21 protein-coding genes are annotated in these 23,405 nt (G+C 71.5%); 12 read left to right on the top strand and 9 right to left on the bottom strand.

Going from position 1 to position 23,405, the window contains the following annotated elements; translation table 11 throughout:
- Nucleotides 1–186: 186 nt before the first annotated feature.
- Nucleotides 187–819: a TrmH family RNA methyltransferase gene (locus LWF15_RS02055; RefSeq protein ID WP_408622476.1), complete on the top strand. Its 633-nt coding sequence runs from the start codon at nt 187–189 to the stop codon at nt 817–819.
- Between the two features lie 4 nt (nt 820–823).
- Here the strand turns inward: LWF15_RS02055 and LWF15_RS02050 are convergent, their stop codons facing one another.
- Both LWF15_RS02050 and LWF15_RS35905 read right to left on the bottom strand, forming a co-directional pair.
- The gene (locus LWF15_RS02050) at nt 824–1,777 is read right to left on the bottom strand and encodes an RNA polymerase sigma factor (protein WP_232808589.1); all 954 of its coding nucleotides are present in this window, start codon (nt 1,775–1,777) and stop codon (nt 824–826) included.
- A gap of 157 nt (nt 1,778–1,934) precedes the next feature.
- Nucleotides 1,935–2,060, bottom strand: coding sequence for a hypothetical protein (locus tag LWF15_RS35905; RefSeq protein ID WP_269809420.1), 126 nt, complete (start codon nt 2,058–2,060; stop codon nt 1,935–1,937).
- A 342-nt stretch (nt 2,061–2,402) separates the two neighbouring features.
- On the opposite strand from LWF15_RS35905, the gene LWF15_RS02045 reads away from it, so the two are divergent.
- From LWF15_RS02045 to LWF15_RS02030, 4 genes are read left to right on the top strand one after another with little or no spacing between them, the layout of a single operon-like run.
- On the top strand, nt 2,403–2,930 hold the full coding sequence (locus LWF15_RS02045) for a PadR family transcriptional regulator (protein ID WP_232808588.1): 528 nt from the start codon (nt 2,403–2,405) through the stop codon (nt 2,928–2,930).
- A 22-nt stretch (nt 2,931–2,952) separates the two neighbouring features.
- Entirely contained in the window at nt 2,953–3,714 is a 762-nt protein-coding gene (locus LWF15_RS02040) for an ABC transporter ATP-binding protein (RefSeq protein WP_232808587.1), read from the top strand.
- A complete protein-coding gene (locus LWF15_RS35900; protein WP_269809419.1) occupies nt 3,711–6,482 on the top strand; it encodes an FtsX-like permease family protein in 2,772 nt (923 codons plus the stop codon). The genes LWF15_RS02040 and LWF15_RS35900 overlap by 4 nt, the downstream gene beginning before the upstream one ends.
- The gene (locus tag LWF15_RS02030) at nt 6,479–9,259 is read left to right on the top strand and encodes an FtsX-like permease family protein (RefSeq protein ID WP_232808586.1); all 2,781 of its coding nucleotides are present in this window, start codon (nt 6,479–6,481) and stop codon (nt 9,257–9,259) included. Before LWF15_RS35900 ends, LWF15_RS02030 begins: the two co-directional genes overlap by 4 nt.
- A 52-nt stretch (nt 9,260–9,311) precedes the next feature.
- Here LWF15_RS02030 and LWF15_RS02025 read toward each other — a convergent pair whose 3' ends face one another.
- Nucleotides 9,312–10,088, bottom strand: coding sequence for an HAD-IIA family hydrolase (locus tag LWF15_RS02025; protein ID WP_232808585.1), 777 nt, complete (start codon nt 10,086–10,088; stop codon nt 9,312–9,314).
- 155 nt (nt 10,089–10,243) lie between these two features.
- Between LWF15_RS02025 and LWF15_RS02020 the strand changes: the two genes are divergently transcribed.
- Nucleotides 10,244–10,714 (top strand): hypothetical protein, encoded by a 471-nt coding sequence (locus LWF15_RS02020; RefSeq protein WP_232808584.1) that lies wholly within the window; start codon nt 10,244–10,246, stop codon nt 10,712–10,714.
- Here LWF15_RS02020 and LWF15_RS37250 read toward each other — a convergent pair.
- The 3 genes from LWF15_RS37250 to LWF15_RS02005 form a co-directional block, all read right to left on the bottom strand.
- Nucleotides 10,700–12,088, bottom strand: a complete 1,389-nt coding sequence (locus LWF15_RS37250) for an SGNH/GDSL hydrolase family protein (protein WP_232808583.1) — start codon at nt 12,086–12,088, stop codon at nt 10,700–10,702. The two genes, LWF15_RS02020 and LWF15_RS37250, sit on opposite strands and share 15 nt — an antisense overlap.
- Nucleotides 12,089–12,203: 115 nt before the next feature.
- Nucleotides 12,204–13,289 carry an alanine racemase gene (locus tag LWF15_RS02010; RefSeq protein ID WP_232808582.1) on the bottom strand — a complete coding sequence of 362 codons (1,086 nt, stop codon included), beginning with the start codon at nt 13,287–13,289 and terminating at the stop codon, nt 12,204–12,206.
- A complete protein-coding gene (locus LWF15_RS02005; protein WP_232808581.1) occupies nt 13,286–14,515 on the bottom strand; it encodes a lipid II:glycine glycyltransferase FemX in 1,230 nt (409 codons plus the stop codon). The genes LWF15_RS02010 and LWF15_RS02005 overlap by 4 nt, the downstream gene beginning before the upstream one ends.
- Nucleotides 14,516–14,668: 153 nt before the next feature.
- Here LWF15_RS02005 and LWF15_RS37245 point away from each other — a divergent pair, with 153 nt between their 5' ends.
- The 6 genes from LWF15_RS37245 (at nt 14,669) to LWF15_RS01975 (ending at nt 21,335) form a co-directional block, all read left to right on the top strand.
- Nucleotides 14,669–16,093, top strand: coding sequence for a sensor histidine kinase (locus LWF15_RS37245; RefSeq protein WP_232808580.1), 1,425 nt, complete (start codon nt 14,669–14,671; stop codon nt 16,091–16,093).
- A 132-nt stretch (nt 16,094–16,225) separates the two neighbouring features.
- Complete coding sequence (locus LWF15_RS01995; RefSeq protein ID WP_352396433.1) at nt 16,226–16,993, top strand: response regulator transcription factor; 768 nt, start codon at nt 16,226–16,228, stop codon at nt 16,991–16,993.
- Nucleotides 16,994–17,369: 376 nt separating this feature from the next.
- On the top strand, nt 17,370–18,392 hold the full coding sequence (fbaA, locus tag LWF15_RS01990) for a class II fructose-bisphosphate aldolase (protein ID WP_232808578.1): 1,023 nt from the start codon (nt 17,370–17,372) through the stop codon (nt 18,390–18,392).
- A 103-nt stretch (nt 18,393–18,495) separates the two neighbouring features.
- The gene (locus LWF15_RS01985; protein WP_232808577.1) at nt 18,496–18,933 is read left to right on the top strand and encodes a DUF3151 domain-containing protein; all 438 of its coding nucleotides are present in this window, start codon (nt 18,496–18,498) and stop codon (nt 18,931–18,933) included.
- Between the two features lie 17 nt (nt 18,934–18,950).
- Nucleotides 18,951–19,949, top strand: a complete 999-nt coding sequence (locus LWF15_RS01980; protein ID WP_232808576.1) for an NAD(P)/FAD-dependent oxidoreductase — start codon at nt 18,951–18,953, stop codon at nt 19,947–19,949.
- A gap of 96 nt (nt 19,950–20,045) precedes the next feature.
- Nucleotides 20,046–21,335: an adenylosuccinate synthase gene (locus LWF15_RS01975; protein WP_232808575.1), complete on the top strand. Its 1,290-nt coding sequence runs from the start codon at nt 20,046–20,048 to the stop codon at nt 21,333–21,335.
- Between the two features lie 7 nt (nt 21,336–21,342).
- On the opposite strand, the gene LWF15_RS01970 is transcribed toward LWF15_RS01975, so the two are convergent.
- Genes LWF15_RS01970 through LWF15_RS01960 form a run of 3 tightly spaced genes read right to left on the bottom strand, consistent with a single transcriptional unit; the run spans nt 21,343 to nt 23,240 of the window.
- On the bottom strand, nt 21,343–21,828 hold the full coding sequence (locus LWF15_RS01970) for an SRPBCC family protein (protein WP_232808574.1): 486 nt from the start codon (nt 21,826–21,828) through the stop codon (nt 21,343–21,345).
- Between the two features lie 27 nt (nt 21,829–21,855).
- Nucleotides 21,856–22,773 (bottom strand): SigB/SigF/SigG family RNA polymerase sigma factor, encoded by a 918-nt coding sequence (locus LWF15_RS01965; protein ID WP_232808573.1) that lies wholly within the window; start codon nt 22,771–22,773, stop codon nt 21,856–21,858.
- Nucleotides 22,770–23,240 (bottom strand): ATP-binding protein, encoded by a 471-nt coding sequence (locus LWF15_RS01960; RefSeq protein ID WP_232808572.1) that lies wholly within the window; start codon nt 23,238–23,240, stop codon nt 22,770–22,772. Before LWF15_RS01960 ends, LWF15_RS01965 begins: the two co-directional genes overlap by 4 nt.
- Nucleotides 23,241–23,405: the final 165 nt, after the last annotated feature.

The following is a 23,405-nucleotide window of genomic DNA, read 5'->3' as shown; positions in this document are numbered from 1 at the left end:
GTAGGTGCACGTAAGCCGTCAACGTGGGAAGCCCGGTCCGGCGTTCCCGCTCTGGGCGAACATCATTCCGTCAGGTGAATCGGGCCCGGTGGCCGAGGCACCGACGACGGACGGGGTGGGCGGGTAGGGCAGGATCGGCGGGTGAGTGAGCGGCTGGGTGAGGGCGACGGGTCGGCGCCGGTGGACGTGACGCCGGCCGAGGCGGCATTGCCGGTCGAGGTGGCGTCGGTCGGGGTGGGGCCCTGGGAAGGGCCTTGGCCGGACGACCCGCGTTACGACCCGGAGCTGCTGGAACTGGGCGACCGGCGCAACGTGGTGGACGAGTTCCGCTACTGGAGCGTCGAGGCGATCGTGGCCGAGCTGGACACCCGTCGGCACTCCTTCCACGTGGCCATCGAGAACTGGGCGCACGACCTGAACATCGGCTCGGTGGTGCGCACGGCCAACGCATTCAACGCGGCCGGGGTGCACATCGTGGGCCGCCGCCGCTGGAATCGGCGGGGGGCCATGGTGACCGATCGCTACCTGCACGTTCAGCACCACGAGGACGCCGCGGCGCTGACCGGGTGGGCAGCCGGGCAGGGGCTGACGGTGATCGGGATCGACAACGTGCCCGGATCGGTCGCCCTGGAGACGGCGCAGCTGCCCCGCGACTGCGTGCTGGTGTTCGGCCAGGAGGGGCCGGGGCTGTCCGAGGCCACGCTGCAGGCCTGCGAGCAGGTGCTCTCGATCGCCCAGTTCGGCTCGACCCGGTCGATCAATGCCGGGGCGGCGGCGGCGATCGCCATGCATGCCTGGATCCGTCAGCACGCCGTTTGAGGGTTCAGCGCTCGCGAAGGGCGCTGATCCGGCCGTCGGGGCCCAGCCGTACCCAGACCTCGGCCTGGCCGCCGGGGGTGGAGCGGTTGAGGTTCTGCACGAGCTGTTCCGGCGTGCGGGCGATCAGAGGCTGACCCTCACGCGCGTACTGCCGTGACTCCAGCGACGCCGGCGGGTCGATCACCAGCTGCTGGGGCGAACCCCAGCGCTGCTCCTGCCCGGACGCCAGGGTTGCGGGCTCGAACGTGACCCGTACGGAGCCCTGCTCGCTACGGCCCGCGCTGATCCGGCCGAAGAGCAGGTTCGGCGCCTGCGAGGCCTGAGCGGTCTCGTCGATCGGGGAGTAGTCGGAGGTGACGGGCGCGACTGCGGGCACGGCCGCAGCGCCCACCCGCGTCGGGGGCATCCAGTTGCCCAGCCCCACGGCCAGGATCGCTGCGGCCACTACCGAGGCCCCCGCCGTGGCCCAGCCGGCCGCCCGCCGACGGCGCAGCCAGCGGCCGCGGCGAGTTACGGCGGCCAGATCACCGGGCGCCGGATCGGGGATCTGGCCCGGGAGCAGTTCGGTCTCGTCGTCGGTGAGAACCTCGCGGCCCAGGGGCTGACGCTGCAGCACCTGCCGGGCCTGGGTACGGGCGGCGGTGGAGACCCAGCCCACCGGCGAATCACCGATGCGCGGCCACTGGGCGTGGGCCCGGGCCAGAGTGGCGTGGGTGACCTCTTCGGCTGCCGTCCGGCTGCCGAGTTCACGGTGGGCCGCGGTGAAGGCCGAGCGGTACAACTCGGGGAACAGGGACACCCAGTCGTCTTCCCGGCGGCCGGGCCTACGGGTGGGCAGGCGGCCCGGGTTCTGGTCGGCGGCGCCACCTGCCGTCTGGCCCGGGATCCGGCCCGGGAACCGGCGGGGTTGCCGGTCGGGCAGCCCGCGACCTGCCGGTGCCTGCGTGTCGGTCGTCATTCCACCCGCCGTTCCTCGTACTCGCCACTGCTCGTTCCGGACCTGGGCGCGCCGCGTGCCGGTGGTCCTGATCCCCACTGGTTCGCCGTGGCCCGACCTCCTCGCCCCCCGAGGCGCCTGAGCAGGCTACTGGCCGGACAACTCCCGGACCTTCCGATCAGACCAGGTCATCGGCCAGGTCAGCCGCAGGGACCAGATCGTCATCGGGTGTACCGGCGATGGTGAGGAACGCCGACCCCAGTGCAGCCGCGGCCACGCCGACGACGAAGTTCTTGATGCTCATCCCTGCCCCCAGGTACTCCGAGTACTCCGACCGCTGGTTGCGGCCCCCACCCCCAAAGACGCGTCGGGCGTCCTTTTGGGGCAGTTCGTGCGGTCACGATCTAATAACGGCAGCTCGCTCCTGTGAGCCCCTGGTGCCGCTGGAATGCCGTTCCGGTGCCGAACTCCCGCGCCCGTGCCGATCGGTGCCGACTCGCGAGGCGAGCGGTGCAGTCGGGTTGCGGGCGTGTCGTGCGCCCGGACCGGCGCGGTGCCGGTACGGGCTCGGTGCTTGCTCGGTCCACCATACTCGGTATAGCTTCTGCCGCATACCGGGTATGCATGAAGGAGGGGAGTTCCGGAGATGTCGGTCCGACAGAGCCTGCTGGCCATCCTGGCCGAGGGCGAGCAGTACGGATACCAGCTCCGGCACGAGTTCGAACTGCGTACCGGGCGGACCTGGCCGATCAACATCGGGCAGGTCTACACGACCCTGAACCGCCTGGTGCGGGACGGGCTGGTGGAGGAGGCGGGCCGCAAGGAGGACGGCTCGGTCAACTACCGGCTCACCTACGCCGGGCGCGAAGAGGTCGAGAACTGGTGGAGCACGGCCGTGGATCGCGGCACGCCGAACCGTGACGAGGTGGCGATCAAGATCGCCCTGGCCGCGACCGCACCCCTGGTCGACGCGATCGCGGTGGTGCACCGGCAGAAGAGCGAAACCCTGCGCGTGCTGCAGGGATACACCCGGGAGAAGCGTGCGCTGCCGCATCCGGCCAAGGGTGCGGAACTGGCCCGGCTCCTGGTCCTGGACAGCCTGATCTTCTCGGCCGAGGCCGAGGCCCGCTGGCTGGATCTGGTCGAGCAGCGCCTGGCGGCGCGTGATGAGTGACGTTCAGAGGGGTTTCGAGGACATGAGCAGTATCGACACGCCGGCCACGGAGCCGGTTGCGGTGGGGTCCGAGCAGACGGAGGACCGTCGGCCGGTGCTGTTGCGGCTGGAGGAGGTGGCCCGGGTGCACGGGCAGGGCACCGCCGTGCCGGTGCACGCCCTGAACGGGGTCAGCCTGGAGGTCCGGGTCGGCGAACTGGTGGCCGTGATGGGACCTTCCGGATCCGGCAAGTCCACCCTGCTGCACGTGGCCGGTGGCCTGGACAAGCCCACCTCGGGTGACGTGGTGGTGGACGGGGTGAGCATCGGCGGGCTCTCGGTGAAGTCCCGGGCCGCCCTGCGCCGGCGCAGCGTGGGATACGTGTTCCAGGACCTGAACCTGGTTCCGGCCCTGACTGCGGTCGAGAACGTGATGCTGCCGCGGGAACTCGACGGGATCGGCACCCGCCAGGCCCGTAAGGAGGCCCGGGCGGCCCTGAGCGAGGTCGGCGTCGAAGACCTGGCCGACCGGTTCCCCGAGGAGATGTCCGGCGGTCAGCAGCAGCGGGTGGCCATCGCCCGCGCCCTGGTCGGCCCGCGCCGCCTGGTGCTGGCCGACGAACCGACCGGAGCGCTGGACTCGCTCACCGGGGAGGCGATCATGCGGCTGCTGCGCGCCCGGGTCGATGCCGGTGCGGCCGGCCTGCTGGTCACCCACGACTCGCAGCACGCCGCCTGGGCCGACCGCGTGGTGCTGCTGCGCGACGGCAAGGTCTCCGACGACGCGCCCTTCCCGGGCCGATGAAGCGCTGGTTCGGTTCCTGGAAGCCCGTTCTGCGGCTGGCTTTCCGGGACATTCAGCGGAACCGGCGCCGGAGCGTGCTGATCGCCTGCCTGGTGGCGGTGCCGGTGCTGGCCATGGCGGTGGTCTCGGTGATCTACCAGTCGCAGAAGTGGGACACCGAGGACGAGCTTCGGGCCCAGATGGGAGCGGCGCAGGCCCGGATCCTGTGGCAGGCGCTCAATCCGATCGAGCAGTCGGCAGACGCCGGGGTCACCGTGTCGAACGTCCCGGTGGACCAGGAAGGGCTGGGGCAGCTGAATCCGGCCCAGTACCAGGAACTGCTGAGCCGGCGGATCCCCGCCGATGACACCCTGGTCGCCGAACGCTGGACCTCGGTGAACCAGACTCAGGTGCAGTGGCCCGGAATCGCCGAACGTAAGACCGTGTCGTTGCGTGAACTGGACTACACGGCAGCCGGTATCGACGGCCTGGTCGAGCAGGTCTCAGGTCGCGCCCCGGCCGGGCCCGGAGAGGTTGTGGTCAGCGAGGACCTGACCAGCCAGGGCCTGGCCCAGGGCGACGTGATCACCTACCGCGCCGCCGAGGGGCAGGGGCCGGTCGAGCTGACCGTGGTCGGCGTGGTGGACAGTTACCACAGCACCGCGCGCGACTCGATCCTGGGAATGCCCGGAACCCTGCTCTCACAGGATCTTTTCGATCTGCCTCGGTCGCAGCGGGAGAAGGATCGCCGGCCGGTTGCGGTGGAGTGGCTGGTGACCGGGCCGAGCCCGGTGACCTGGTCGCACGTCCGTGAGCTGAACAAGGTCGGGGCCGTGGTGTTCAGCAAAGAGGTCTTCGCCGATCCCTCGGCCAGCACCCTCGGGGTCTACAGCAGCGACGGCACGAGTCGCCCGTCCCGGCAGACCGCTGTGATCGTGGTGGTGGTGGCGGGTCTGGCCCTGCTGCAGATCGCGCTGCTGGCCGGTCCGGCGATCGCCGTCGGTGCCTGGCGCAACCAGCGGGATCTGGCCCTGATCGCGGCCGCCGGAGGCAGCCGGGCTCACCTGCGCCGGGTGCTGCTCGCCTCGTACGGCGTGATCGGCCTGGTCAGCTCGGTCGCGGCAGCCGTGGTCGGGGGCCTGGCCGGGGTGCTCGTGGTGGCCGGCCTGCGTCAGTGGGGCGATCCCGACATGCCCCGGATCGACCTGCACTTCACCGATCTCTTCGCCCTGGTCCTGGTCGGCACCCTGACCGTGGTGATGACGGCGCTGGTCCCGGCCCAGCAGATCGCGCGGATGAACGTGGCCCGCACCCTGACCGGCCGCCGGTCCCGGGGTTCCGGTCCGGTCCGGCTGCTGCTGCCGCTGATCGGTGGGGCCGTTGCCGTCGGCGGTCTTGCTCTGGCAGTGCAGGCCACCCGGGGGTTCATCGCCGATCCGGCTCGTGTGGTGGTGGGCCTGGGCCTGTTCGAGATCGGCCTGGTGATGACCGTCGGAGCAGTGGTGGCCACGGCCGCCCGGTTGTCCCGAGGTCTGCCCTTCCGGATGCGGTTCGCCCTGCGGGACGCCTCCCGGCAGCGGACCCGGACCGCCCCGGCGGTGGCGGCTGTTCTCGCGGCCGTGGCCGGAGGCACGGCCGGGCTGGTCTATTTCGCCTCGGCGGAGGACCACCAGGCCCGGGTCTACAACGCCGCCGGCGAACTGGGCGTGGTCAGGGTGACCGGTACCGATCCGTTCCTCTCGACCACCGGTGCGGTGGAGCCGCTCGACCGGGCCGAGAAGGTTCTGGCCGAGGAGCTCGGTACCGACGACATCGCAGATTTCTCCAGGGTCAAGATCGTGGACGGGAATTTCACCACCTACCTCGAGCCGGAGCGTCAGCCGAACAACCGGTGCGAAGGCAGCACCGGGAACTTCCCCACCAACTCGCTGGAGATCTGCTACTGGGAAGATCACGCGCTGAAGTCGTTGGACGGTGACGTCTTCGACGACGGGAGCGCCCTGGCGGTGCTCACCGGCGGCCGGGCCGAAGAGGACGTGGCCGCACTGCGGGCCGGCCGGGTGGTGGTGGCCGATCCGGCGCAGCTCCGGCCGGACGGCACGGTGCAGCTGACGGTGCAGCGTCACACCCGGGACGGCAAGGAGCAGGAGAGCACGCAGGTCGTTCTCCCGGCGACGCTGGCCACCGGTGAACTGCGCCTGCCGCAGCCGGTCTTCCCGATCGGGACGGCGCCGGAGCTGGGGGTCGAGCTGGTCCCCGGCGGTCTGGTCGCCCAGCCGCCGCAGCCTCTCTCGGAGAGTCAGGAGGACTCGGTCCGGGCCGCGCTCATGGCGACCGGCCAGGTGTCGCAGGTCGAGGTGGAACGCGGCTACCAGGAGACCTACCGGCTCACCGTCCTGGCCCTGCTGGTGGCCGCGGGAGTGATCAGCCTGGTCGCCACCTTCACCGCGGTCGGTCTGGCCGTCACCGAGTCGCGGGCCGACCTGTCCACCCTGTCCACGCTGGGCGCCGAGCCGGGTCTGCGCAAGTGGCTCGGGGCCGGGCAGGGCGCGGTGATCGCCGGGCTCGGAACGGTTCTCGGGCTGGGCAGCGGTGTGCTGGCCGGCTACGTCCTGGTGCGGCTGGCCCGGCCGGCCGGGGTGCAGTTCAGCGACTCGGCGATCTGGGAGTTCATCGTTCCCTGGCCGCACCTGCTCGGGGTCGGCCTCGGCATCCCGCTGATCGCGATGGGGGTCGGGTCCCTGGTGGCCCGCAGACCGCTGCCGCCGTTGAGGAGGGTCGGTCTGTGAGACAGCGGATCGTGTTCTGGCGGGCGGCGCTCCGGATCGCCCGGCGCGACGCCTGGCGGAACAAGGGGCGCAGCGCCCTGATTGCGCTGATGATCGCCCTGCCGGTGCTCGTGATGGCTTCGGTGTCGGTGCTCTACCGCTCGGACGTGCGCGATCCGCAGGACAACGTCCGGGTGGCGCTGGGGGTGCAGGCGCAGGCCCGGATCGCCTACGTCGACGGTACCCCGATCGTGCAGTCGCCCACCGACAACGGGACCCAGTACGTCTCCGAGGGGACCGTCGGGTCCGCCGCGGCGGCCCCGACGCCCGAGGAGTTCGAGGCCGAGGTCGGTGCGCTGATCCCGGCCCGGGACCGGCTGGTGCGCGATCGCACGTTCGACTCCAACCGCAACCTGCGCTGGCAGGACCGGTTCCTGGCGCTCAAGGTGCGGGAGTTCGACTACACCGCGAGCGGGGTCAAGGGCCTCGTCGAGCAGGAGTCCGGCCGGGCTCCCGAGGAGCCCGGGGAGGTGGTGGTCAGCGACGCGGTGGCCGACACCGGGGTGAAGGCCGGCGACGAGCTCGTCTACCGGCCCTCCGCCCATGACCCCGAGCAGCGCCTGAAGGTGGTCGGGGTGGTCAGCGGGCTGGATCTGGACCGGCAGGTGATCGGCCTGCCGGGCTCGCTGTTCCCCGAAGACGCCTTCGCCACGCAGAATTCGTTCATCAGCTACGGCGGCGCGTTTGGCGAGTCCCGTCTGCTGGTGGTCGGCCCCGACCCGGTGACCTGGGACGCGGTGCTGGACATCAACCAGCGCGGGGCGACCGTGCTGAGCCGGCATGTGGTCGAGAACCCGCCGCCGTCCAGCCAGGTCGCCTTCAACGACGACGACTACGGGCTGGGGCAGAACGGTGATGCGGTGGGCATCGCCGCGGTGGCGGTGGGCCTGATCCTGCTCCAGATCGCCCTGCTGGCCGGCCCGGCCATCGCCGTCGGCGCCCGGCGCAACCAGCGCACGCTGGCCCTGATGGTGGCGGCCGGGGCCGAACCCAAGCATCTGCGCACCCTCGTCCTGGCCACCAACGGCCTGATCGGTCTGGTCAGCAGTGCCGTCGCGGCAGCGGTGGGTGTGCCGATCGGGATCGGGCTGGTCGAGGTGGCGCGGGCCTTCGGCACCACCGTGGTGCGGGTGGACATCCGCCTGACCGACCTCGCGGTCCTGGTCGCGGTGGGGGGCCTGACCGCGGCCGGGGCCTCGCTGTTCCCGGCGCGCCAGGCCGCCCGCCTCGACGTGGTGGCCGCCCTGACCGGCCGACGCGGATACCACCCGCCGGCGCTGCGGGTGCCGGTGGCCGGGCTCCTCATCACCCTGGCCGGCGCCGCGCTCGCGGTGTTCGGATCGTCCCGGCGCTGGGCCTTCGTGACCGTGCTGGGCCTGGGGGTGGCCGAGGTAGGCATGGTGCTGGCCTCCGGTGCCGTCGTGGCACTGGCCGCCCGCCTGGCCGTGCGGTCTCCCTTCACCATCCGGTTCGCCCTGCGGGACGCGGCCCGCCAGCGCAGCCGCACCGCTCCGGCGGTGGCCGCGGTGCTGGCCGCGATCGCCGGGGGTAGTGCAGCGCTGGTCTACGTCGCGGCGCAGGACGACCACGACCGGCGCGACTATCGGGCGACCGCAGTAGAAGGCGTTCTGACCGTCGGCGCCTCCGGGTATGCGGTCGACGAGGTCATCGGATCGATGGATCGGGCTGAGGCGATCGTTCGTGACGAACTGCCGGTCAAGACGGTTCAGCCGCTGCGCACCCCGGCCTGGTCCCAGCCGGACGGCGAGGTCGAGGTGGAGGTCCAGGAGCTGAGGCCTCCGGACCGGCGCTGCCCGGGGGAAGAGGGCACGGTGCTGGAACCGGGTGCGCCGGAGGCCGAAGAGGGCTGGCCCGGCGCCTGCTACTACGGCCGGAACCCGGTCGGCACCCTGGACTCCGCCGGTTCGATCTTCGACGACGGTTCGGCGCTACGGATCCTGACCGGTGGCCGGGCCGCCTCGGACGAGGCCGCGCTCCGGGCGGGCAGCGTGGTCACCAACCGTCCCGAGCTGATCTGGCCCGACGGCCGGGTGCACGTACTGGTGCACCGCTACGACCAGGACGGCAACGACCTGAGCCGGGAGGTCATCCCGCTGAAGGCCGTGCGTTCGGCGCCGGGGCAGCTCAGCCTGGACGGGATCGTCTACCCGGTCACGGCCGCCGAGGAGCTCGGGATCTCCCTGCAGGACATCGGTTTCGTGGCCGACATGAGCCGGATGCCGACGAAGGACGAGGAGGAGGCCGCGAACGACCTCCTGCTGGCCCGGACCGGGCTGGAGGGCACGGTCGAGCGGGGCTACACCAGTCAGTACGCCCTCGGGCAGCTGGCGTTGCTCATCGCCTGTGCCGTGATCAGTCTGGTCGGCACCTTCACCGCGGTGGGCCTGGCCGCGGCCGAGGCGCGGGCCGACGTGGCCACGCTGGCCGCCGTGGGCGCCGGGCCGGGGGTACGACGTCGGCTCGCGGCCGCCCAGGCCGGAGTGATCTCGGGCCTGGGTGGGATTCTCGGGGTGCTGAGCGGCATCCTGGCCGGCTGGATCCTGGTCCGGATGCAGCAGGACTGGGCCGTCGAGTACGGTGGCGAGAACCTGTGGCGGCTGGCCCTGCCCGGCTGGTACCTGCTCGCCGTGGCGGTGGGGATCCCCCTGCTCGCGACCACGATCGCGTTCGCCGCCACCCGCTCCCGGCTGACGATGGTGCGCCGGCTGGGGCAGTGATGACTTCCGGGCCGCCCGGTGGAGGGCCGGGCGGCCCGGAACCCCTTGCGCATCAGACCAGTTCGATCAGGCTCTCGATCGAGGGCACGATGTGCGACGGGCGGAACGGGTAACGCTGGACGTCGTCGCGGGTGGTCGACCCGGTGAGCACCAGGAAGGTCTCCAGGCCGGCCTCCATCCCGGCGACCACGTCGGTGTCCATCCGGTCGCCGATCATCGCGGTGTACTCCGAGTGCGCGTCGATCGCGTTCAGCGCGCTGCGGAACATCATCGGGTTGGGCTTTCCCACGATGTACGGGTCACGGCCGGTGGCCCGGCTGATCAGCGCCGCCACCGCACCGCAGGCGGGCAGCGGGCCCTCGGCGGAGGGACCGGTCGGGTCGGGGTTGGTGGCGATGAACCGGGCGCCGTTCTCGATCAGCCGGATCGCCTTGGTGATCGCCTCGAACGAGTACGTCCGGGTCTCGCCCAGCACGACGAAGTCGGGGTCGGTGTCGGTGAGCACGTAACCGGCCTCGTGCAGCGCCGTGGTCAGCCCGGCCTCACCGATCACGTAGGCCTTGCCGCCGGGCACCTGGTCGGCCAGGAACTGCGCGGTGGCCAGGGCCGAGGTCCAGATCGAGGTCTCCGGCACGTCCAGGCCGGAGGCGTTCAGCCGGGCCCGCAGGTCACGGGCGGTGTAGATCGAGTTGTTGGTCAGCACCAGGAAGGGGCGCTCCTTCTCCTGGAGCTTCTGCAGGAACTCGGCCGCCCCGGGCAGCGCGAGGCCTTCGTGCACGAGAACGCCGTCCATGTCGGTCAGCCAGCAGCGGATCTCGCGCGTCTTCATGACTTCTCCCAGTCTCTGAGGGGTTACGTCCGGATTCGTTCCGGATTCGGCTCTCCGCGGAAAGCCTGAGCTGGAACCGTACTGCGGTGGACCCGGCCGCAGCAGTCGGCGGACAATCGGCGGAACGTCAGGTGCGCTCGGCCCAGGAGGGGTCCATGGCCAGGTACGCGGTTCTGATCACGTTCGAGGCGCCGGGGCTGCGGGCGTCCTTCGACCGGAAACACACGCTGCGCCGGGGGGTGGGCAGCACGATCCGGATGCTCGCCGCCGACGGCATGCTGGCGGTCACCGCGTCGGGGGTGCGGGCCGACACTCCGTCCGAGGCGGCCGGGCTGGTCACCGAGGAGGTCGGCCGGGCGTGGGCGAAGACCCACGGTCAGCTGAAGATGGCCAGCTGGCGGGCCGACCGCGAACGTGCCCTGGTGGGTGGCCGGCGGCGGCGCCCGGAGTCGGTGCAGGGCGACGGGCCCTGGCCCGGCGGCTGGTTCGGCGCCGGTGACGATCCTGACGAAGGCGGATCGGCCGGGGTGCGTGAGCCCCGGCGCCCGAAACCCGGCCCGGGGTCGATGTCGATGCAGGCCGAACTGCAGCCCGAACTGCCCGGGCCGCAGTCAGCGTCCGAGTAGCGCGTCCAGGTCGAAACTGGCGGCCAGCGCCTGCATCCCGGCATCGCTGGGATGCAGGTTGTCGCCGGAGTCGTACAGCGCACCCATCCGCTCCGGCGCCGCCGGGTCCCGCACGGCCGCGTCGAAGTCGGCCACCGCGTCGAACACGTCGGTGCTGCGGATCCAGTCGTTCACCAGCTTGCGCTGCTGCTCCTTCTCGGCCGTCAGGCAGCCGTCGTCGCAGGTGAATGGGGTGAGGGTGACCGCCGCGACGCGCAGGCCGTGCTCGCGGGCGCGCTCGGCCAGCACGGTCAGGCCGTCGATCACCGTGGTGGCCGGGGTGCCCGAGCCGATGTCGTTGATGCCCAGCGCCAGCACCACCACCCGCACGTCGGGCCGGCTCAGCACGTCGTGGTCGAACCGGCGCAGGCCCGAGGCGCTGGGCGAGTTGCAGCTCAGGTTCTCCGAGGCCACCCGGTTGCCGCCGATGCCCTCGTTGAGCACCCCCAGCCCGCCGGTCGAGGGGTCGGCCCGCAGCCGCCCGGCCAGCAGGTCCGGCCAGCGCTGGTTGCGGTCCACCGTGGAGCTCATCCCCTCGGTGATCGAGTCGCCGAACGTGCTGACCGCCCCCACCCCGGCCAGGTCGGGCACGTCGATGCCCTCCAGCCAGAACCACGAGCGCACCGAACCCGAGAACGCCGCGCCGGAAGTCTGGCCGGCCAGGTCGCCCTCACCGATGTACGAGGTGGCGATCGACCGGCTGTGCCCGGAGCCGGCCACGGCCGGACCCTGCGGGACCAGGTCGACGGCGAGCGACTGACCGAAGCCGAAGGTGAGGTCGACCGGATCGCTGACCACCCGCTCGCCGGGCTGGATCTCGACCTCACCGGCGCCCTCGAAGGTCACCCGGCGGGCGGTGCCGCCCCGCAGGTCGGGCGAGCCACTGGCCGCGGCGAGCGCCGCGCTGACCCGGCTCAGCCGCAGCGGTTCGGTGCCGAAGGTGTTGGCCAGGCGGATCCGGAAACCGGTGCCGCCCGCGCTCGGCAGCACCACCTGGCGCAGGGTACGGCCGGACAGGTCGGGGCCGTCCAGGTCCTGCACCGAGGTGCTCCACACCCCGCTCCACCCGGGCGGGATCGCCTTGGCCGGAATGCTCGCCGTAGGGCTCGGGGTGGCCACCGGGAGCCGGGGTGTGGCCGGGGCGGAGGGGCTGGGAGCCAGGGGCTCGGTCTCGCCGGGGAAGGCTGCGGTGACGCAGCGCGACCGGTCCGGGGCGGCGCCGGCGGTCAGGCCGCTGTTGTCCAGAGAGGTCGCCAGGATCACGCCCCCGGTCAGCGCGCCCACCGAGAAGAGGGCGAGCCCGGTGGTGAAGGCCCGTCGACGGCTGTGCCCCACTGCCCCTCCCGAACCCCGCGTGTCCCCCCTGATCGGCACGACGTCGGGCCCGCTGGAGAGTTCAACTCGACGGTAGCCCGTCGGGTTCCGACTTGGGACAAATCCGTATGAACCCTCAGGAAGCCGCCGGCCAGCTCGCCTCCGGCTCGCTCACCCCCGGCCTCAGTTCCACCGCGTCGAACGTACTCACCGTCATCCGGATGTCACAGTCCAGCCGGTCGCCCACCGTCGGCGCGCTCAGATGGGGCGGCACCGCCAGCATCGAGACCTGCATGTGCGCCACGTCGGCGAAGTGCAGCCGGTGCCCGGCCCAGTGGAACGGTGAGGGCGCCCAGCCTGCCCCGCGCGCGGCCCCCAGCACCGCGCCCTTGAGCACGTCCCGCAGACCGCTGTGGGCGGCGCTGGCGTACAGCCCGACTCCGTGCGCGGTGCCGCCGGAGACCACCAGCAGCGTGCCCCCGGCGAACCGGCGCTGCCGGTAGCCCACCGCCTGCCGGTGCGGCATCCGGCGAACATCGAGCACGGTGCCACTGGCCCGGAAGGCCTGGCGGTCGCCCAGCCAGAGGCTGGTCCCGATCCGCGGCCTCACCTGCACGCCCGGATGAGCCGCCCGCACCAGGGCCAGTTCCGGCGGGGTCAGGTGCGAGACCCAGAAAGTGCTGAGCGGGATCCCGGCCCGCCCGAGCGCGTCCAGGGCCAGGTGCACCGACTCCAGTACCCGCCGCCGGTCGCCGCCGCTGGGCAGGTGCATCGCTACGCCGGCCAGCCGCACCTGACGCAGCGGAGCGGCCAGTTCGGCCAGCTCGGAAAGAGTTACACCGTGCCGATGCACCGGGGAGTCCAGCTCGAGGACCGCCGCCGGTCCGGCCGCCCCCAGGCCGGCCAGGTGACGCACCACCGAAGCGTGGGCCACCGTGCGCAACACCTGCGTCGGCCGCGGTTCCGGGTTCAGGTCGGCTGTGCCCAGCGGCGCCATCACCGCGATCGTCCCGTGGAAACCCAGCCGTACCGAGGGTATCTCGGCCTCGGTCCCGACGGCGACGGTGTCCACCCCGAGGCGGCCGCAGAGCTCGGCCAGCCGCTCGCGCCCGAAACCGTAGCCGTTGCCCTTGATCACCGGCACCAGCCCGGGAGACTGCGCGGCTGCCCGCCGGATCGCGGCGTGCCAGCGGGGTTCGTCGATCGTCAGCCGAAACGTCATGACCGCGCCTTCTGGATACGCTGATGAGCCTGAAACGCCTTGTGCCACAGCGGGGAAAGAACGAACTCCCACTCCCCGGCGGTCTCCACCACGGATCCGCCCGTGCCCAGCTTGAAACGCAGCAGCCCGGAGAGTTTCTCGGCCTCGTCCAGGGTGTCGGCGATACCGCGTAGGTCGTAGACCCAGCAGTCCCGGGCCAGCGCGGCCCGCATCGCGGCCCACTGCACCGCGGTCGAGGCCTGGGCGTCGCGGTTGCGGGAGGTCGAGCCGCCGTAGGTGTACCAGCAGGTGCGGTCCGCGTCGACGGTGATCGCCGCGGCCAGTGCCTCACCCTCGAGTTCGCCCACCCAGAGCCGCAGAACCGGGCCCAGGGCGTCCCCCATGGTCCGGAAGTAGCTCAGCGGGCGCGGGGTGAAGCCGTCCCGCTCGGCGGTCTCGACGTAGAGCCGGTGGAACACCGCCAGGTCGGCCTCCGAGCCCGGGCGTACCCGCACCCCGGCCGCGGCCGAGCGCTTCACGTTGCGCCGCCACTGCTGGTTCATGCCCTTGAGCAGGTCCTGCGGGGTCTGCCCGCGCAGGTCCAGCCGGACCCCGAGCCGCGGCTGGCCGGCGCTGAAGTGCCCCGACTCGTCCTCCAGCGAGGTCCAGCCCTTCTCGCGCAGGACCTCGAGCAACGCCGTGCCCTCCGGGTGCACCTGGTCGGGTTCGAGGTCGGAGAAGCGGCGGGCCCCGGGGGCGGCCAGGCCGCGCTTGGCGGTGGCGGTGCTCCAGGTGCGCACCGCCTGGGCCGGCCCGATCCGCACGGCGAACGCGTGCTGCGAGCGCAGGTGGGCCAGGAACGGGTCCAGCCACCGGGCGGGCTCGCGCACCACCTGGTGCCAGGGCAGGGCCGGCCCCTCCGGCACGTAGGCCAGGCTCCGGTTGGTGCCGGGCACCGGCCGGTGCAGCACCAGCGCAGCGCCGACGAGTTCCCCCTGCTCGATCCAGCCGATGCTCTCGCTGCGCCAGGACGGCTTCGCCCCGGCCCAGGCCGGGGTCTGCAGGATGCTGGCCGAGTGCGACTCGGCGTAGCGGGCGTGCTGCCGGGCGTCGATCGCCTGCACCACCAGGCCCGTCCGGGACTTCGGCCACAGCGCCGAAGCAGCCTCGGGCCGTAGCCGGAGGGTGTGAGCCGGCCTGCCCCGCAGAAGGCCGGTGGGGGTGCCGCGTAGATCGGTTCCAGGCATGCCGGAAGCGTGGCTGCACCGGACCGTTGACCACATCGGGCGCCGGAACGGTCTGTGCGCGCCCGGCTCGTCCTCTAGAACGAGGTTCGGGAACGAGGGGGTTCATCCTCCGGGAGGAGGCCCGGCCCGCCTCCCCGGCCGTATCGTCGAACGGTGACGAGCCCGTCCCCAAGGCCGAGCACGAGCACGAGCCCGAGCCCGGCCGTGCGGGTCGCCGTGTTCCTGCGCGACCGGGTCCTGCCCCCCGGGCGTCCGGCGCTGGTGGCCACCGCGGTGGGCCTGAGCTGGGCCCTGGCCATGTACTGGCTGCCCCGGCACGGCTGGTACCCGGGCATCGGCGTGTACGAGTACCAGGCTCTCGGAGCGGTGATCACGCTGGTGCTGCTCACCCGCGACCGTTTCCCCCGGCTCACCCTGATCGCCCTGGCGCTGTTCTACCCCGACGCCTACGGCAGTTGGCTGAGCAGCAACTGGCACATCCTGCCCTACGCCCTGGCCGGGTACACGGTGGCGGCGCGCGGGGCCATGCGTGCCCACTGGGGACTTCTCGTCGGCCTCTTCGGGGTGTTCCGGCACGACTGGGTCAGCGGGCCGGACTGGCAGTCGTGGCCCCTCCTGTCGCTCCTGCAGTACCCGGAGGCCTACTCGTTCTGGGACTTCAACTTCTCCCGCACCGCGCTGTTCGGCTGCGCCTTCGTTGCCACCGTTCTGCTCGGCCGTGCGTCCTATCGGCAGGAGCAGGCGAACCAGGAGCTACGCCGGCGGCAGCAGGAGGTGGAACGGTTGCGCAAGATCGAGACCGACCAGATGGTGATGGCCGAGCGCACCCGGATCGCCCGGGAGCTGCACGACGTGGTGGCGCACCACATCAGCGCCGTGGTGCTGCGCGCCCAGGCCGCCGACCGGGTCGCCGACGCCCAGCCCGAGCAGCTGCGCGAGGCCGTGCGCTGGATCGCCCTGGACGGGCAGCACACCCTGGCCGCCATGCGTCAGGTGGTGAAGGTTCTGCGTTCCACCGACTCGGGAGCCGCCCTGGCCCCGCAGACCACGCTGGCCGAGATCCCCGAGATCGCGGCCCGGATGCAGGCGGTGGGCATGCCGGTCCAGCTGGGTCTGCCGCCGATCCAGCCGATCCTGCCGGCCGCGGTGGAGCTGGCGGCGGTCCGGATCGTGCAGGAGGCGCTGACCAACGCGCTGATCCACGCCCGGGCCGGGCAGGCGCTGGTGGCCCTCGAGCCCTCGGGGGACCAGCTGGTCATCGAGGTCCACGACGACGGTGGGCGGGGGACCTCGTCGGCTGAGGGCGCGGGCACCCGCTGGTCCCGGCGGGCCGCCACCCAGCCCTCCGGCATTCCAGCGGTCGGTGCGGCCACCGGGCAGCCGATGCCGGTAGGTCGTTCGTCCACCTTCGGCTCGGGGCACGGTCTGGTCGGTATGCGCGAGCGGGCGGCCTCGTGCGACGGCACTCTCGAGATCGGCCGCTCGCACCTGGGCGGCTGGCTGGTGCGGGCCCGGCTGACCACGGCTGTGTCCAGCGAGTCGCTGATGAACCAGACGGCGCTGCCGCACGCCGGCTGAACACCTTTCAACACCCAAAGGCACGAATTACGGCCTTCAAAAGCAAAATTGAGGACGCCCTCCCGCACCCAAGGTGCCGATGGTCACCAAAGAGGCGGGCCAGCGTCCTAAAACAAACCCCTGACGGGCAGGATGTACACCGTGTTGAACCAGCCCATCCGTGTTGCCGTGGTCGACGACCAGGGGGTGATCCGGGCGGGGCTGCGCATGATCATCGACCACGAGCCCGATCTGACCGTGGTCGGCGAGGCCGCTGATGGTGCCGCCGCGCTGGCGATGGTCGCGGCCGAACAACCGCACGTGGTGCTGATGGACATCCGTATGCCGGTGCTGGACGGGATCGAGGCCACCCGCCGGCTGTTGGCCGAAGGAGCGGCGGGGGGCCCTCAGCCGGCGGTGCTGATCCTGACCACCTTTGACGACGAGGAGTACGTCCTCGGTGCAATCCGGGCCGGTGCCAGCGGTTTCCTGCTGAAGGACGCGGGCCCGGACGTTCTGGTGGCAGCCGTGCGTACCGTTCACGCCGGCAACTCCCTGGTCGACCCGGTGGTGACCAACACGCTGATCGCCCACTGCCTGGAGCTCGAGCGCGCCCAGCCTCCGGCCCTGCCGGGCGGCCCCGACCGGCCTGCCCACGCCTACTGGTCTCCCCGGCTGGCCACCCTCAGCGAGCGGGAGAAGGAGATCTTCGCCGGGATGGGCCGCGGGCTGTCGAACACCGATCTGGCCGCGCATCTGGTGGTCAGCGAGACCACGGTGAAGACCCACGTCAGCTCGGTGCTGGCCAAGCTGGGGCTGCGGAATCGGGTGCAGGCGGTGGTGGTGGCCTACGAGACCGGCGTGGTGGTGCCGGGGAGGCCGGAAGGCCCTGGCGGAGTTGCCTGGATCACTGGTACTTGATGCACGCCACTCGTTGTCTGGATCACGTTGTCCGGACAGGTTCGAGAGTACTGAACCGACGTCGCACCAGCGTCCGGAATGTCGTGTTGATCACCTGAACCGGTTTGAACTCCGTGCTTGTCCGGACAAGTTGGACACGACCGTTCGTCGATTGGCCCGGGAAGCCGGAGGTGGATGACACCGGCGCGTGTAAAACGGCGGCCCCGTCGAGGAATTCGAGCCTCATGGCCGCGCTTGGAGACGGGTTCGGGCAGGCGTTACGTGCAAGGATCGGCGGCAGGACATGTCTCCGAGGGCCGTACCCGAGCCGTAGACGAGTTACCGCCGAGCCGCAGAGCGAAAACCGCACGCGACGAACCGCACAGGAGCAGCGCAGATGCCGATTGCAACCCCCGAGGTCTACGCGGAGATGCTCGACCGGGCCAAGGCCGGGTCGTTCGCCTATCCCGCCATCAACGTCACCTCGTCCCAGACGCTGAACGCCGCGATCCGCGGGTTCGCCGAGGCGGGCAGTGACGGCATCGTGCAGATCTCCACCGGCGGGGCCGAGTACGCCTCCGGCCCGACGATCAAGAACATGGTCACCGGGGCCGTGGCGCTGGCCCAGTTCGCCCACGAGGTGGCCAAGAACTACGACGTCAACATCGCGCTGCACACCGACCACTGCCCGAAGGACAAACTCGACGGGTACGTGCGCCCGCTGCTGGCGATCAGCCAGGAACGCGTCGACCGGGGCGAGAACCCGCTGTTCCAGTCGCACATGTGGGACGGCTCGGCGGTGCTGCTGGACGAGAACCTGAAGATCGCCGCCGAACTGCTGGAGCGCACCGCCGCCGCGAAGATCGTTCTGGAGGTGGAGATCGGCGTGGTCGGGGGCGAGGAGGACGGCGTCTCGCACGACATCAACGAGCACCTGTACTCCACCGTGGCCGACGCCAAGGCCACCGTCGAGGCCCTCGGCCTGGGTGAGAAGGGGCGCTACATCACGGCTCTCACCTTCGGCAACGTGCACGGCGTGTACAAGCCGGGCAACGTGAAGCTGCGCCCCGAGATCCTCAAGCAGATCCAGGACGAGATCGGCGCCGAGTACGGCCGCGAGAAGCCGTTCGACCTGGTCTTCCACGGCGGGTCCGGTTCGCTGCCGGAGGAGATCTCGGCCGCCGTCGACTACGGCGTGGTCAAGATGAACGTGGACACCGACACCCAGTACGCCTTCACCCGGCCGGTGGTGGAGCACATGTTCCGCAACTACGACGGCGTGCTGAAGATCGACGGCGAGGTCGGCAACAAGAAGCAGTACGACCCGCGGGCCTGGGGCAAGGCCGCCGAGGCGGGTCTGGCGGCCCGGGTGGTCGAGGCCTGCGAGGCGCTGCGCAGCGCGGGTACGAAGATCAAGTAGAGCGGCGGACGCGTGGCCCGGCTCGCCGGGCCACGCACCTTTGCCGGCGCCGGGCCGGGGGCGGACGGGCGTCTCACCGGCGGGCTGGGGCACAATCACCTCCGTGACCACGCCGCATAACCTGCTCAACTCGCCGCCGCCCACCCTGCTGCCGGACGACGCCGTCTCCCGCGACGCGATCGCCGCGGGGGCCCCGCTGGAGAACGTCGCCGCCGCCAACCCGGCGCACTGCCTGCCCTGGGCGGCCCTGGCCGAGCGGGCGCTGGAGGCCGGGAACGACGTGGAGGCCTACGCCTACGCGCGGACCGGCTACCACCGGGGCCTGGACGCCCTGCGCCGCAACGGCTGGAAGGGGCACGGCCCGGTGCCGTGGTCGCACCTGCCGAACCAGGGTTTCCTGCGGGCGCTGGCCGCGCTCGGCCGCTCCGCCGCCGAGATCGGTGAGGACGAGGAGCGCGAGCGCATCGCCAAGTTCGTGGCCGACTGCGACCCGGAGGCCGCCTCCGCCCTCAACGTTCTGAGCTGGGCGGACCCGCGCTGAGCAAGACCGTCGTCGTGGTGGGCGGCGGGATCGCGGGCATCGCCTGCGCCCGCCGCCTGCACGACGCAGGGGTGAGGGTCCGGGTCTTCGAGCGCGGTCGCCGGATCGGCGGCCGGATGGCGGTGAAGACCGAGTACGTCGGGCCGGTCTCGTCCTTGTCGGTGGGCCACGCGGTCGACATCGGCGCTCCCTACTTCACCGTGCGGGAGGCCCTTTTCGCGCACGTGGTGGCCACCTGGCAGCGGGCCGGCCTGGCCCAGCCCTGGACCGACCGGTTCTCGGTGCTGGACGAGCAGGGCCTGCGCCGGCAGGAGAACGGCCTGCAGCGCTGGTCGACCGTGCCCGGCGCCGGAGGCCTGCGCGGTCTGGTCGAGAACCTGGCCCAGGGGCTGCGGGTGGAGACGGCGCACCTGGTCGAGTCGGTGGGCCTGGAGAACGGGCGCCCCACGGTCGACGGGGAACCGGTGGCCGCGGTCGTGCTGGCCATGCCCGACCCGCAGGCCGAGCGTCTGGTGCCGGCGCCGGTCGCCGCCCGGCTCGGGGTGCAGAACTCCGGTCAGCAGCCGGTGCTCGCGCTCTGGGCGCCCTGGGCGCAGCGCTGGTGGCCGGAGTTCGACGGGGTCTTCGTGAACCACTCCGACGTGCTCACCTGGATCGCCGACAGCGGCCGCAGCCACGCCGACGGGGTGCCCCTGCTGGTCGCCCACAGCACCAGCGAGTTCGCCCGCACCCGGCTGAAGAACCCGAGCTCCGGCATCGAGCCGATGCTGGCCGAACTGGGCCGGGTGCTGGGCGTCGAGCCCACGCCGCGGGCCGAGTGGGCCCGCATCCACCGCTGGTCGTTCGCCGCGCCGGCGCGCACCCATCTGGAGCCGTTCCGGTTGCTGGGGACGGGTGAAGAGCCCGGCCTGATCGGTGTCTGCTCGGACGCCTGGGGCCCGCGCTCCCGGGTGGAACAGGCCTGGATGTCCGGCAACGGGCTGGCCGAGACGCTGCTGAAGCATCTGGACCAGTGATCGACAGGCCCGGGGGGCGTCCGGGCGATGCACTGTCGTCGCGGTAGCATCAATCACCGGACCCCACACCCAGGGGTGAGCTAAGGAGCCCGGTAGATGCCCGCGATCGTTCTGGTCGGCGCCCAGTGGGGCGACGAGGGTAAGGGCAAGGCCACCGATGCCCTCGGCGCCGAAGCCGACTACGTGGTCAAGTTCAACGGCGGCAACAACGCCGGCCACACCGTGGTCGTCGACGGTGAGAAGTACGCGCTGCACCTGCTGCCCTCGGGCATCCTGACGCCGGACTGCATCCCGGTGATCGGCAACGGCGTGGTCATCGACCTGGCCGTGCTGTTCCAGGAGATCGAGGGCCTGACCGCCCGCGGCATCGACTGCTCCAAGCTGCTGATCTCGGCCAACGCCCACCTGATCCCGTCGTACAACCGCACCCTGGACAAGACGGTCGAGCGGTTCCTGGGCAAGCGCAAGATCGGCACCACCGGCCGCGGCATCGGCCCGACCTACGCCGACAAGATGAGCCGGGTCGGCATCCGGGTGCAGGACCTGTTCGACGAGAAGATCCTCCGGCAGAAGATCGAGGGCGCCCTCGAGTCCAAGAACCACCTGCTGGTCAAGGCCTTCAACCGGCGGGCCATCCAGGTCGACGAGGTCTTCGACGAGCTGATCGCCTACGCCGAGCGCCTGCGCCCGATGGTCACCGACACCGGCAAGACGCTGGTCGACGCGCTCGACCGGGGCGAGATGGTGCTCTTCGAGGGCGGCCAGGCCACCCTGCTCGACGTCGACCACGGCAACTACCCGTTCGTCACCTCGTCGAACGCCACCGCCGGCGGCGCCTGCACCGGTTCCGGCGTACCGCCGACCCGGATCGACCGGGTGATCGCGGTGGCCAAGGCCTACGCCACCCGGGTCGGCGAGGGCCCGTTCCCGACCGAGCTGCACGACGAGTGGGGCGACCGGCTGCGCAACGTCGGCGGTGAGTTCGGTACCACCACCGGCCGCCCGCGGCGCTGCGGCTGGTACGACGCGCCGATCTCGCGCTACGCGGCCCGGGTCAACGGCGTCACCGACTTCGTGCTCACCAAGCTCGACGTGCTCACCGGCATCGAGCGCATCCCGGTCTGCGTGGCCTACGACGTGGACGGGGTGCGGCACGACGAGATGCCGATGACGCAGACCGGTTTCCACCACGCCAAGCCGGTCTACGAGCACTTCGAGGGCTGGACCGAGGACATCTCCGCGGCCCGCACGTTCGAGGACCTGCCGAAGAACGCCCAGGCGTACGTGCTCGCCCTGGAAGAGATCTCGGGTCAGCGGATCTCCGCGGTCGGGGTCGGCCCGAGCCGTGAGCAGACCGTGGTGCGCCACTCGCTGCTGCCGGAGTGAGAAACTCTCAGGCGTAGACGGAAGCCCGCACCGGATAGTACTTCTCGAAGTCTTCCGGAACCTCGCCGCCGTCCAGCACGGCGGCGAGGCGGTCGAGGTAGAACTCCCAGCCCGGGCCGATGCTGCCCAGGTCGGGGGAGCCGGCCTGCTCGTGGGTGAAGGTCAGGCTGCTGCCCGAGGCGGTGCTGCTCAGCACCAGGCGCAGCGTCCACGGTTCACCCTCGGCCGGAGTGGTCACGGCCAGCACGTAGGGCGCGGCGCAGCTGTCGATGCGCACCGGGCTGGCCGGGGTGCCCTCCTCGGCCGACATGTGCAGCGAGACCGTGCCCGAGGTGGGATCGCCCTCCCACCGGCCGATCCAGCGGGCCGTCTGCTCCGGCTCGGTCAGGGCGGCCCACAACTGCTGCACCGGAACGCTGTAGGCCCGGGTGAACACCAGGCGAGCGCCGTTCTGGTCACGGGTGATGCGTCCGGTCGGGTCTGACGTCTGCATGGGGTCAGGCTCCCACAAGATCGCGTCTCAGAGTTCCTGAGTGAGGCCGCTGCGCAGGATGTTCAGGCTCTTGGTGAGCAGCCGGGAGACGTGCATCTGCGAGACCCCCACCTCGGCGGCGATCTGCGACTGGGACAGACCCTTGCCGAAACGTAGCTCCAGGATGCGGCGTTCGCGCACCGGCAACCGGGCCAGCAGAGGGCGCAGGGTCTCGCGCTGCTCGACCAGTTCCAGCCCGGCGTCCTCGAACGACTTGCCCATCCGGTCGGAGTCGTCGGCCGTGGTCTGCAGCGGCACGGTGATGTATGCGCTCGCCGTCTCCAGCGCCTCGAGCACGAGATCCGCGTCCACGTCGAGATGTTCGGCGATCTCGCGGACGGTGGGGGATCGGTCGAGGGTGTGGGTGAGGGTTTCGCGGGCTTCGGAGACGCGGCGGCCGAGGTCCTGGATGCGGCGGGGGATGCGCATGGCCCAGCCGCGGTCGCGGAAGTGGCGGCGGATCTCTCCGACGATGGTGGGGACGGCGAAGGCGGCGAAGGCGCCGCGTTGGGGGTCGAAGCGGTCGACGGCGTGCAGGAGGCCGATGGTTCCGACCTGGACGAGGTCGTCGTAGGGTTCGCCGCGGCCTTTGAAGCGTTGGGCGAGGTGGTGCACGAGGGGAAGATGGGCCTCGATGACCGCGCGGCGCAGCTGCTGGTACTGCGGGTGCGCCGGGGGCATCGCGGCCAGCCGGAACAGGTCGGGATCGGCCAGGGGTACGGCGGTGTCTGGATCTACCGGTACCTCTTCCTCGTCTTCTTCTTCGCCCGGGGCGGCGAGATCCGGGTCGTCCAGGTCCAGCACCTCGCGCTCGCCCGGCTGCTCCGGCCCCACCCGGTGGACGATTCCCGGCTGACTGCGCGGCATTACGTGCAGGCGGGCGTCGGCGTCCGGCTGCAGACTCACCTCTCCGCCCGCCCCGGTACGCTCAGTTTGATCCAGGCCCCCTCGGCCCCGCCTCCGGTGAGCACGTCTCCGGCCAGGGCGCGCAGCACCGACCACGAGAAGCTCGCCTCGCGGGGCAGGTGGGCCACCGGCCCGGAGATGGTGACCGACAGATGCTGGCTGCCGACCAGCCCGACCTCGAAGGCCGCCTCCAGGGTGCGGCCCGGGTGGGCCCGCCCGGCGAGCAGCAGGGAACAGGCCTCGTCCACGGCGATCCGCAGATCTTCGATCTCGTCGAGGGTCAGGTCCAGGCGGGTGCCGAGGCCGGCTGCGGCCGTGCGCACGACGGCCAGGTAGGCCGGATCGGCGGGCACCCGCAGGTCCACCACGTCGGGGCGGCGCGCTGTCTTCTCCGCCTTCTCTGCCGGCTCGGCCTGCCCGTTGCGGTCGAACAGGTCGGAGCGCTGCCTGCCGCGAATCGTGCTCACATCCCCCCGTGACGAAGTCCGGACCTGATCGTTGCGGTGCGCGGATCGTTCGTCACGGAACGATACCAATGTCACCATCGGAACAGGGTAGTGCACTCAGAGTTGAACTTGTCCAGGCCTCAAGGGAGAGGCAAGCTACGGAAGTCGCTTGCTCGATCACGACTA

The sequence above is a fragment of the Kineosporia rhizophila genome (assembly GCF_021277265.1).
In the GTDB taxonomy this organism is placed as follows: Bacteria; Actinomycetota; Actinomycetes; order Actinomycetales; family Kineosporiaceae; genus Kineosporia; species Kineosporia rhizophila.
Note: the sequence above shows the minus strand (reverse complement) of the source record. Positions and strands in the feature narration are given on the sequence as shown.